Source organism: Streptomyces hainanensis (assembly GCF_004348415.1).
Taxonomy (GTDB): domain Bacteria; phylum Actinomycetota; class Actinomycetes; order Streptomycetales; family Streptomycetaceae; genus Streptomyces; species Streptomyces hainanensis.
Window position 1 is genome coordinate 1 of sequence record NZ_SMKI01000294.1, and the last position, 10,000, is coordinate 10,000.

Below are 10,000 nucleotides of genomic sequence, written 5' to 3' on the forward strand. Positions count from 1 at the left end.
GGAGCGGTCCACGGGGATGGGGACAATGGGGGGATGACCGAGACCTCCGTCTGTTTGGCCGACCCCCATCTCCGCTACGCGACGCAGCCCCCGCCCGACGGGCCGCGGGAGGTGGTGGTGCTCGGGTCGACCGGGTCCATCGGCACCCAGGCCGTCGACGTGGTGCTGCGCAACCCGGAGCGGTTCCGGGTCACGGCGCTCTCCGCCGGCGGCGGGAACGTCGCGTTGCTCGCCGAACAGGCGCACCGGTTGGGCGTGCGCGCCGTGGGCGTGGCGCGCGAGGAGAGCGCGGGCGCCCTGCGCGAGGCACTCCGCGAGCGCTACGGCGCGGGCGCGGCGCTGCCGGAGATCCTGGCCGGTCCCGACGCGGCGACCACGCTGGCGGGCGGTCCGTGCCACACGGTGCTCAACGGCATCACCGGCTCCATCGGTCTCGCCCCCACGCTGGCGGCGCTGGAGGCCGGCCACGTGCTGGCGCTGGCCAACAAGGAGTCGCTGATCGTCGGCGGCCCGCTGGTCACCGGCCTGGCGAAGCCGGGGCAGATCGTGCCGGTGGACTCGGAGCACTCGGCGCTCTTCCAGGCGCTGCTCGGCGGCACCCGCGCCGAGGTGGCCAGGCTGGTGGTCACGGCCAGCGGCGGGCCGTTCCGCGGGAGGAAGCGGAGCGAACTGGCCGGGGTCACGCCGGCGGACGCGCTGGCGCACCCCACCTGGGCGATGGGCCCGGTGATCACCGTCAACTCGGCGACGCTGGTCAACAAGGGGCTCGAGGTCATCGAGGCGCACCTGCTCTACGGGATCCCGTTCGACCGCATCGAGGTCGTCGTCCACCCCCAGTCGTACATCCACTCCATGGTGGAGTTCGTCGACGGCTCCACGCTCGCCCAGGCGAGTCCGCCGGACATGCGCATGCCCATCGCGCTGGGTCTCGGTTGGCCGGAGCGCGTGCCGGGGGCGTCCGCGCCCGTCGACTGGACGCGGGCACACACCTGGGAGTTCCTGCCCCTGGACACCGATGCCTTCCCCTCGGTGCCGCTCGCCTGCCGGGTGGGTAGCCTCGGCGGTACCGCGCCCGCGGTGTTCAACGCGGCCAACGAGGAGTGCGTCGACGCCTTCCTCGCCGGCCGGCTGCCGTTCACCGGGATCGTGGACACGGTCGCTCAGGTGGTCGAGGAACTGGGGACGGCCGGTTCCGGAACCTCCCTGACCCTGCCGGACGTCCTCGAAGCGGAGACCAGGGCGCGCGCCCGCGCCCGCGAGCTGGCCGGGACCGCCGGCCGGACGACGACGGAGGCGACCACGGCATGACCGCGCTGATGTTCTTGCTCGGGATACTCGTTTTCGTCCTCGGGCTGTTGTTCTCCATCGCCTGGCACGAGCTCGGCCACTACTCACTGGCCCGGCTGTTCGGCGTCCGGGTGCCGCAGTTCATGGTGGGCTTCGGTCCCACCCTCTGGTCGCGGCACGGCAAGGAGACCGAGGTCGGGATCAAGGCCATCCCGTTCGGCGGGTACATCCGGATGATCGGCATGTTCCCGCCCGGCGACGACGGCAAGGTCCGCCAGCGTTCCACCTCGCCGTTCCGCGGCATGATCGAGGACGCCAGGGCCGCCGCCTTCGAGGAGCTGCGGCCGGGGGACGAGAAGCGCCTCTTCTACACCCGCAAGCCCTGGAAGCGGTTCCTCGTGATGTTCGCCGGTCCCGGGATGAACCTGGTCCTGGCCGTGGGCATCTTCCTCGGCGTGCTGATGGGCTTCGGCGTCAACACCCAGACCACCGCCGTCGCCTCCGTCTCCGAGTGCGTGATCGCGCAGAGCGAGGAGCCCCGCGACTGCCAGGCCGGCGACACCCCGGCCCCGGCCGCCGCGGCCGGGCTGCTCGCCGGTGACGTGATCACCGCCTTCGACGGCCAGCCGGTCGGCGACTGGGGCACCCTCCAGCAGCGCATCCGCGACACCACGGGGCCCGCCACCATCACCGTCGACCGCGACGGGCAGAGCATGGAGCTCACCGCCGACCTCATCGAGAACCAGGTCGCCAGGACCGACGGCTCCGGCGGCTACGTCGAGGGCGAGTTCGTCACCGCCGGCTTCCTCGGCTTCTCGCCGGCCAGCGGCATCGTCCAGCAGGACTTCGGCCAGGCCGTCGACCGGATGGGCGACATGATGACCACCGGCGTCGAGGCCATGATCGACATCCCGTCCAAGATCCCGGGCCTGTGGGACGCGGCCTTCGGCGGCGGCGAGCGCGAGCCCGACTCCCCGATGGGCGTGGTCGGCGCGGCCCGCGTCGGCGGCGACATCTTCACCCTCGACATCCCGGCCAGCCAGCAGGTCGCCACCGCGCTCTTCCTGATCGCCGGCTTCAACCTGTCGCTCTTCCTGTTCAACATGCTGCCGCTGCTCCCGCTGGACGGCGGTCACATGGCGGGCGCCCTGTGGGAGTCGGGCCGGCGCGCCTTCGCCAAGGTGACCAGGCGCCCCGACCCCGGCCCGTTCGACGTCGCCAAGCTGATGCCCGTCGCCTACGTGGTGGCCGGCGTGTTCATCTGCTTCACGCTCCTGGTGTTGGCCGCCGATATCATCAACCCCGTGCGGCTGACCGGGTGAGGTGCCGTAGGCTCAAGGCCTGAGCCCGGGCCTCGAGCCCGCCCGTCCGTACCGTGGGGTTGCACGAAGCCATGACAGCCATCTCGCTGGGCATTCCGTCCGTTCCGACCCGGCTGGCCGAGCGCCGGGCCAGCCGGCAGATCCAGGTCGGATCCGTCGCCGTGGGGGGTGACGCGCCGGTCTCCGTCCAGTCGATGACGACCACACGCACCTCCGACATCGGCGCCACCCTGCAGCAGATCGCGGAGCTGACCGCCTCCGGCTGCCAGATCGTGCGGGTGGCCGTCCCCACCCAGGACGACGCGGACGCGCTGCCGGTGATCGCCCGCAAGTCCCAGATCCCGGTCATCGCGGACATCCACTTCCAGCCCAAGTACGTGTTCGCCGCCATCGACGCCGGCTGCGCCGCCGTCCGTGTGAACCCGGGCAACATCAAGAAGTTCGACGACCAGGTCAGGGAGATCGCCAAGGCCGCGGGCGACGCCGGCACCCCGATCCGGATCGGCGTCAACGCGGGCTCCCTGGACAGGCGGCTGCTCGCCAAGTACGGCAAGGCCACCCCCGAGGCGCTGGTGGAGTCCGCGCTGTGGGAGTGCTCGCTCTTCGAGGAGCACGGCTTCCGCGACATCAAGATCTCGGTCAAGCACAACGACCCGGTCGTCATGGTCAACGCCTACCGGCAGCTCGCCGCCCAGTGCGAGTACCCGCTGCACCTCGGCGTCACCGAGGCCGGGCCGGCGTTCCAGGGCACCATCAAGTCGGCCGTGGCCTTCGGCGCGCTGCTCGCCGAGGGCATCGGCGACACCATCCGGGTCTCGCTGTCCGCGCCGCCCGCGGAGGAGGTCAAGGTCGGCATCCAGATCCTGGAGTCCCTCAACCTCCGCCAGCGGCGGCTGGAGATCGTCTCCTGCCCGTCCTGCGGCCGCGCCCAGGTCGACGTCTACAAGCTGGCCGACGAGGTGACGGCCGGGCTCGACGGCATGGAGGTCCCGCTGCGGGTGGCCGTCATGGGCTGCGTCGTCAACGGCCCCGGCGAGGCCAGGGAAGCCGACCTCGGCGTCGCCTCCGGCAACGGCAAGGGCCAGATCTTCGTGAAGGGCGAGGTCATCAAGACCGTGCCCGAGTCGAAGATCGTGGAGACCCTGATCGACGAGGCCATGAAGATCGCCGAGCAGATGGAGAAGGACGGCATCGCCTCCGGGCAGCCCGAGGTCTCCGTCAGCTGAACCACTCCTGCCACCCCGCGGTCACCGCACGGGGGTGACGGACGCGGGCGCCGGTAGCATGCCAGCACCGCTCACGTCCCTCGAACCCAAGGCGCCCTCCCCCGTGCTGACCACGTCCACCACCCGGGTCCTGGAACCCGCGGATCTCAGCGGCGCGCTCGCCGTGCTCGACCAGGAACCGGTGGCGAACGCCTTCGTCACCGCCCGGGTGCTCGACTCCGGCCTCGAACCGCCCCAGCTGGGCGGCGAGATGTGGGGGTACTACCGCAGGGGCCGGCTGGTCTCGCTCTGCTACGCCGGCGCCAACCTGGTGCCCGTCGGCGCCGGCCCGGCCGCCGTCCGCGCCTTCGCCGACCGGGCGCTGCGCCAGGGCCGGCGCTGCTCCTCCATCGTCGGCCCGCTCGCGCCGACCGCCCGACTCTGGACACATCTGGAGCCCTACTGGGGCCCCGCCAGGGAGGTCCGCGGCCGGCAGCCCCTGATGGCCACCGAGCGCGCCGCCGACGTCACCCCCGACCCGCTGGTGCGGCGGATGCGCAAGGACGAGATGGACCTCGTGCTGCCGGCCGCCGTCGCCATGTTCACCGAGGAGGTCGGGGTCTCCCCGCTGGAGGCACCCGACGGCGGCCTGGCCTACCAGTCCCGGGTCGCCGAGACGGTCGGCACCGGCCGCTGCTTCGGCCGGGTCGAGGACGGACGGGTGGTCTTCAAGGCCGAGATCGGCGCCGTCACCCCGCACGCCTGCCAGCTCCAGGGCGTCTGGACGGCCCCCGAGTACCGCGGCCACGGCCTGGCCACCGCCGGCCTCGCCGCCGTGCTGCGGCACGCGCTGGCCGAGGTCGCCCCCGTCGTCAGCCTCTACGTCAACGACTTCAACGCCCCGGCGCTGGCCGTCTACCGGCGGCTCGGCTTCGTCGAGGCGGGGGCCCTGATGAGCGTGCTGTTCTGACCACGAAGCGGCGGGGGAGCGGCGCATCCGGCCTTCTCGACCGCCATTCCGGGCACCGGACGCGACTTCGACCGGTCAGCGCGTTAGCCTCCCCGCATGACACCATCTGCCGGGGAGGCCGCCCCCGACGCCCGGGACATCGACGTGGCACCGCTCGACCTGGCGGCCCGGGTGGACGAGGCGTTGGCCGTGCAGGCGCAGGCGTTCGGCCTGAGCGACGAGGAGGTGGCGGTGCGCCGCCACATCGTCCAGCGCCACCTGGCCAGCCCCGGCGCCCGCGCCCTGGGCGCCACCACCCGCGGCGGGCGGCTCGTCGGCTTCGTCTACGGGATGCCCAACGACCGGGCGCAGTGGTGGTCCACCGTGGTCGAGCCCTACCTGCGGCGGGTCGGCAACGAGGACTGGCTCACCGACTCGTTCACCATCACCGAACTGCACGTGCTGCCGGGCTACCAGCGGCACGGCATAGGCCGCCGGCTGATCACCATGCTGACCGACGCGGCCACCGAGCCCCGGACGATCCTCTCCGCCGTGGACACCGAGAGCCCGGCCCGGGCTCTCTACCGCAAGCTCGGCTACCACGATCTGGCGCGCCGGGTGCTGTTCCCCTCCGCGCCCTGCCCCTACGCCGTGATGGGCGCGTACCTGCCGCTCCTGCGCGGGTGATCCCGACCGCTACAGCCAGGCCGCGAACTCCAGCAGCGCCTCCGCCTCGGCGGGGCGCCCCGCCGACCAGGCGCGCCCCGCGGACTCCACCGCGCGGAACAGCGCCCAGCCGCGCAGCCGCTCCGCCGGCAGCTCCACCGAGTCGGCCAGCCTGGTGAGCCGGCGACGGGTGATCGCGGCGGCCCCCGGCGAGGCCACCAGGTCGTGCAGCCGGTCCCTGACCAGCCTGGCCAGGTCGTAGGAGCGCTCGCCCACCACCGGCTCGGGGCCGACCGCCAGCCAGGGCGCCCGTTCGGCGTCCGAGGCGAGCACCGCGCCCTGCCGGAAGTCCCCGTGCAGCAGCAGCCGTTCCGGCTCGTCGGCCAGCAGCGCGTCACGCAGCGCCAGCGCCTCCGCCACCAGGGGTTCGGCCTCCGCCGCGGCCAGCTCGCCGTCCCGCAGCCGTGCCGCCCGCTCCGCCGTCCACTCCTCGACCGTGGGGAACGGGTGCTCCCCGCCTCCGGTCCCGCCCGGGGGCCCGCCCGGCTCGACCCACAGCCGGCGCACCACCGAGACCGCCTCCAGCAGCGCCTTCGCCTCCGGCAGCGAGCGCAGCGACGTCTCGCCGCGCAGCCGTTCGAGCAGCAGCGCGCCGGCCGCCGGGTCGCAGCGCAGCGCCCGCACCGCGCCCAGGCCGTCCCAGCGCCGCAGCGCCGCCTCCTCCCGGGCGGCGGGGTGCCAGGGCGCGCATATCTTCAGCGCGGCCCGGCCGCCGTCCGCGCGCCGCACCAGCACCGTCATGCTGGCGCGGCCGCCCGGCGCGGCCACCCGCTCGGGCGTCAGCTCCCAGCGGTCCAGCGTCGCGGCCACCAGCCCGGGCAGCCCGGCCAGCCAGTCCGCGGCCTCGGCCCGCCCGGCCTCGGTCAGCCGGGCCGGCGGTGCCAGCTCCCTCGTCAACGACTTCCCTCCGACTCGTCCTCGGTCAGCCCGGGGAACGGCGTGCCGGCACCGCTCCAGCGGGCGGCGCGCACCGCGACCTCGCGGAGCGCGGCGGCCGCCTCGCGGCGCGCGTCGCCCTCGGTGGCGCCCACCAGGGCGACGTACGCACCGGCCAGCCTGGACTCCAGTTCGGCGGCCAGCCGCACCGCGGCCGCGCCGTCCGGCACCTCGAAGGGCAGCGCGTAGGCGGCGGCCGAGGCCACCGGGGTGCCGCCGAGGTCGCGCACCGTCCGGTGCAGCGCGTCGCGCCGCGCGCGGTGCGAGGCGTACGCCTCGTCGGCTTCGCGCGAGCGGTCGTCCCCGATCAGGGCGCCCACCACCCCGTATCCGTAGACGGCGGCGTGCTCGGCGGCCAACGCGGCCTGGGTGGCGTCGAGTTCCGGCGGGCTGTCGTCCATGCGGCGGCTCGTGATCTGGCTCATGGCGGGTCCTGTCACCTGGCCTCGTGGAGGAGGTACGCCTGGGCTGAGCCGGCGGCGGCCAGTGAGGCCAGCAGCCGGGCGAGGTCCGGGGACGCCTCGGCCACGGCGCGCTGCCGCGCGTCCGCGACCTCGCGCTCGGCGTCGGCGAGCGCGGTGAGCGCCCGGTTCCGGTCGGCGGGCACCTCGGGCGGTCCGCCGGACGGCCCCGGCGGTGTCTCGTCCCCCTCGTTGAGCGCCGCCAGATGCGCCGCGACGGCGTCGCGGAACGGCCCGAGCGTGCCGGCGAGCGCCGGATGGGCCTCCGCGGTCGTGTCGTAGCGGGCCAGCAGGTCCTCGCTGTCCCGGGCGGCCCGGCGGCGCAGCCCCCGGACCGTGGTGGCGGAGACGGCCCGCCCCGCCGATCCGGATCCGCCCCCTTCCGAGGACGTGCATCCCGCCAGCGAACCGGCGGAGCCAACCATCAGGCCGCCGAACAGCACGGCCCTTCTGGGCGGGCGAGAGGGCATGGCTTCCCCGCACTTCCCGTCGTCGATGGAGTGGGTCGAAAGAGTGACGTGGCTGAGTGGATACGCTGAGGCGATAGAAAGATCACCGCCCGGTGAGCGTACCCGCGCGGTCCGCGGATCCCGGTGCCACCCCGTCTCCCGGCGTGCCAGGTCCGGGGGCGGAAGTCGGTCGGCGTACCGTGCCGCACGGGATAGGCTGTTGCGCGAGAGTGCCCGTGACGCGAGCTGGCGAGACGCGTCCACCGACAACAGCACACGCGGCCGAGGAGTCACCCGGATGAGCACCACCCAGATCGACAGGCTGCGGGAGCTACTGGAGCCGCTGGCCGCCGAGCGGGGGATGGACCTGGAAGAGGTCAGGCTCACCCCGGCGGGGCGTCGGCGGGTGCTCCGGGTGGCGGTGGACACCGACGGTGGCGTCGGTCTCGACGCCTGCGCCGAGCTGAGCCGCGAGGTCTCGGCCGCGCTCGACGCGTCGGACGTGATGGGCGCCGCTCCCTACGTGCTCGAGGTGACCTCGCCGGGCGCCGAGCGCCCGCTCACCGAACCCCGCCACTACCGGCGCTCCGTCGGCCGGCTCATCCGGGTCCAGCCGCACGAGGGCGCCGAGGTGGTCGCGCGGATCACCGCGGTGGACGAGGCCGGTCTCGACCTGGAGGTGCCGGGGGAGAAGGGCCGCAGGGCCACGGCGCGCCGGATGGAGTTCGCGGAGGTCGCGCGGGCACGGGTGGAAGTCGAGTTCAGTCGCCAAGATCGCGAACGCGCTGTCGCCGGCGACGAGAGCACCGAAGGCTGAAGGAGGCGTAGTCGTGGACATCGACATGAGTGCCCTGCGGGGGCTTGTCCGTGAGAAGGAGATCTCCTTCGACCTGCTGGTGGAGGCGATCGAGTCGGCCCTCCTGATCGCCTACCACCGCACCGACGGCAGCCGCCGGCAGGCCCGGGTGGTGCTCGACCGCAAGACGGGCCACGTCACGGTGTGGGCGAAGGAGGAGCCGGACGAGGCGGGCGAGGACGCCGAGCCCCGGGAGTTCGACGACACCCCGCAGGGGTTCGGCCGGATCGCCGCCACCACCGCCAAGCAGGTGATCCTGCAGCGGCTGCGCGACGCCGAGGAGGACATCACCTTCGGCGAGTACGCCGGCCGCGAGGGCGACGTGGTGGCCGGCGTGGTGCAGCAGGGCAGGGACCCGAAGAGCGTGCTGGTGGACATCGGCAAGCTGGAGGCCATCCTGCCGCCGCAGGAACAGGTGCCGGGCGAGGACTACGCGCACGGCGCGCGGCTCCGCTCGTACGTGGTGCGGGTGGTCAAGGGCGCCCGTGGCCCCTCCGTCACCCTCTCCCGCACCCACCCCAACCTGGTGAGGAAGCTCTTCGAGCTCGAGGTGCCGGAGATCGCCGACGGCACCGTGGAGATCGCCGCCATCGCCCGCGAGGCCGGGCACCGCACCAAGATCGCGGTCCGCTCGCTGCGCTCCGGGCTCAACGCCAAGGGCGCCTGCATCGGCCCGATGGGCGGCCGGGTGCGGAGCGTGATGGCGGAGTTGCACGGCGAGAAGATCGACATCGTCGACTGGTCGGACGACCCGGCCGAGCTGGTCGCCAACGCCCTCTCGCCGGCCCGCGTCACCCGGGTCGACGTGGTGGACCAGGCGGCGCGCTCGGCCCGGGTGACGGTGCCGGACTACCAGCTGTCGTTGGCCATCGGCAAGGAGGGCCAGAACGCCCGCCTCGCCGCCCGGCTGACCGGCTGGCGGATCGACATCAGGCCGGACACCGACCAGGCCGCCGAACGCGAGTGACCTGCCGGTTTCCGGGCCCCGGCGGCGGGGCACGGGCGCCGGGGCGGGAATGCCGCCGGCCGGAGCCGGCGTTGTGAGAGGCAGGACCGGGCCCGGCCACCGGGCCGGTCGCGCGGGGAGGTAGAATTCGATTGTCTGGCCGGACGCGGGCGAAAGCCTGCCCGGAACGCACCTGCGTCGGATGCCGACAGCGCTCAGCCCGTAACGGCCTGCTGCGTGTGGTGATGATGGGGGATCGCTGTGTCCCCGATCTTCGCGGTACGCTGCCCGGTCGGGGTGCGTATGTGCATCCCACGACGAGCTGTCTCGAGCTGGCGGTCCGCCGTCGCGCGTTCTCCAGGGCCTTCCGGGCCCAGGGGCCGCTCGACACCGGGCAGCTGCAACAGTGGGTCGGCCGGACTGCGTCGTCGGAAGTGTAGGAAAAGCAAGAAGCCGCGTGGGTGGTCCACGTGGCAGTACCTCGCGAGTTGGAAGTAGGTCGAGATTGCGATGAGCACTCGATGAGTACGCGATGAGTACGCCCGTGAAGTAGCGAAGGTCCGGCGGACGACCGACCCCGGACCGTAGAAGGAGCGAAGTGGCTAAGGTCCGGGTATACGAGCTCGCCAAGGAGCTTGGAGTCGAGAGCAAGGTCGTCATGGCCAAGCTCCAAGAACTTGGAGAATTCGTCCGTTCGGCGTCCTCGACGATCGAGGCGCCCGTAGTACGCAAGCTGACCGACGCGTTCAGCGGCGGCGGCAACAACCGCAAGGCACCGCGGCCCGGTGCGCCCAGGCCGGGCGCCCCCAAGCCGGGTGCCGCGGCCCCACGCCCCGGCCCCGCGCCGCGGCACCCGGCTTGGG

General features: G+C 73.4%; 12 protein-coding genes. 9 read left to right on the forward strand and 3 right to left on the reverse strand.

Annotation, left to right across the window (positions count from 1 at the left end; genetic code table 11):
- Positions 1-33: 33 nt before the first annotated feature.
- The 5 genes from dxr (at position 34) to E1283_RS24150 (ending at position 5,450) form a co-directional block, all read left to right on the forward strand.
- Entirely contained in the window at positions 34-1,308 is a 1,275-nt protein-coding gene (gene dxr / locus E1283_RS24130; protein ID WP_132820234.1) for a 1-deoxy-D-xylulose-5-phosphate reductoisomerase, read from the forward strand.
- Positions 1,305-2,609, forward strand: a complete 1,305-nt coding sequence (locus tag E1283_RS24135; RefSeq protein WP_132820235.1) for a M50 family metallopeptidase — start codon at positions 1,305-1,307, stop codon at positions 2,607-2,609. Before dxr ends, E1283_RS24135 begins: the two co-directional genes overlap by 4 nt.
- Before the next feature lie 71 nt (positions 2,610-2,680).
- Positions 2,681-3,835, forward strand: a complete 1,155-nt coding sequence (gene ispG, locus E1283_RS24140) for a flavodoxin-dependent (E)-4-hydroxy-3-methylbut-2-enyl-diphosphate synthase (RefSeq protein WP_132820236.1) — start codon at positions 2,681-2,683, stop codon at positions 3,833-3,835.
- 58 nt (positions 3,836-3,893) lie between these two features.
- Entirely contained in the window at positions 3,894-4,784 is an 891-nt protein-coding gene (locus E1283_RS24145) for a GNAT family N-acetyltransferase (RefSeq protein ID WP_207930513.1), read from the forward strand.
- 96 nt (positions 4,785-4,880) lie between these two features.
- Complete coding sequence (locus tag E1283_RS24150) at positions 4,881-5,450, forward strand: GNAT family N-acetyltransferase (protein ID WP_132820237.1); 570 nt, start codon at positions 4,881-4,883, stop codon at positions 5,448-5,450.
- A gap of 9 nt (positions 5,451-5,459) precedes the next feature.
- Here E1283_RS24150 and E1283_RS24155 read toward each other — a convergent pair whose 3' ends face one another.
- Genes E1283_RS24155 through E1283_RS24165 form a run of 3 tightly spaced genes read right to left on the reverse strand, consistent with a single transcriptional unit; the run spans position 5,460 to position 7,311 of the window.
- On the reverse strand, positions 5,460-6,386 hold the full coding sequence (locus tag E1283_RS24155) for an aminoglycoside phosphotransferase family protein (RefSeq protein ID WP_132820238.1): 927 nt from the start codon (positions 6,384-6,386) through the stop codon (positions 5,460-5,462).
- Positions 6,383-6,850, reverse strand: a complete 468-nt coding sequence (locus E1283_RS24160; RefSeq protein WP_132820239.1) for a ferritin-like domain-containing protein — start codon at positions 6,848-6,850, stop codon at positions 6,383-6,385. The genes E1283_RS24155 and E1283_RS24160 overlap by 4 nt, the downstream gene beginning before the upstream one ends.
- Before the next feature lie 11 nt (positions 6,851-6,861).
- Positions 6,862-7,311: a hypothetical protein gene (locus E1283_RS24165; protein ID WP_243745062.1), complete on the reverse strand. Its 450-nt coding sequence runs from the start codon at positions 7,309-7,311 to the stop codon at positions 6,862-6,864.
- A 322-nt stretch (positions 7,312-7,633) separates the two neighbouring features.
- On the opposite strand from E1283_RS24165, the gene rimP reads away from it, so the two are divergent.
- The 4 genes from rimP to E1283_RS24185 all read left to right on the forward strand — a co-directional run.
- Entirely contained in the window at positions 7,634-8,152 is a 519-nt protein-coding gene (gene rimP / locus E1283_RS24170; protein WP_132820241.1) for a ribosome maturation factor RimP, read from the forward strand.
- A gap of 13 nt (positions 8,153-8,165) precedes the next feature.
- Positions 8,166-9,158 (forward strand): transcription termination factor NusA, encoded by a 993-nt coding sequence (gene nusA, locus E1283_RS24175; RefSeq protein ID WP_132820242.1) that lies wholly within the window; start codon positions 8,166-8,168, stop codon positions 9,156-9,158.
- Positions 9,159-9,289: 131 nt separating this feature from the next.
- Complete coding sequence (locus tag E1283_RS24180; protein ID WP_132820243.1) at positions 9,290-9,577, forward strand: YlxR family protein; 288 nt, start codon at positions 9,290-9,292, stop codon at positions 9,575-9,577.
- Positions 9,578-9,735: 158 nt separating this feature from the next.
- Positions 9,736-10,000: translation initiation factor IF-2 N-terminal domain-containing protein (locus E1283_RS24185; protein ID WP_132820244.1), on the forward strand; the 265-nt coding region annotated here is incomplete at its 3' end.

Excerpts from the sequence above, each read along its gene's own strand:
- dxr (WP_132820234.1), top strand. The coding sequence starts at position 34 with ATGACCGAGACCTCCGTCTGTTTGGCCGACCCCCATCTCCGCTACGCG.
- E1283_RS24135 (WP_132820235.1), top strand. The coding sequence starts at position 1,305 with ATGACCGCGCTGATGTTCTTGCTCGGGATACTCGTTTTCGTCCTCGGG.
- ispG (WP_132820236.1), top strand. The coding sequence starts at position 2,681 with ATGACAGCCATCTCGCTGGGCATTCCGTCCGTTCCGACCCGGCTGGCC.
- E1283_RS24145 (WP_207930513.1), top strand. The coding sequence starts at position 3,894 with ATGCCAGCACCGCTCACGTCCCTCGAACCCAAGGCGCCCTCCCCCGTG.
- E1283_RS24150 (WP_132820237.1), top strand. The coding sequence starts at position 4,881 with ATGACACCATCTGCCGGGGAGGCCGCCCCCGACGCCCGGGACATCGAC.
- E1283_RS24160 (WP_132820239.1), bottom strand. The coding sequence starts at position 6,850 with ATGAGCCAGATCACGAGCCGCCGCATGGACGACAGCCCGCCGGAACTC.
- E1283_RS24165 (WP_243745062.1), bottom strand. The coding sequence starts at position 7,311 with ATGGTTGGCTCCGCCGGTTCGCTGGCGGGATGCACGTCCTCGGAAGGG.
- rimP (WP_132820241.1), top strand. The coding sequence starts at position 7,634 with ATGAGCACCACCCAGATCGACAGGCTGCGGGAGCTACTGGAGCCGCTG.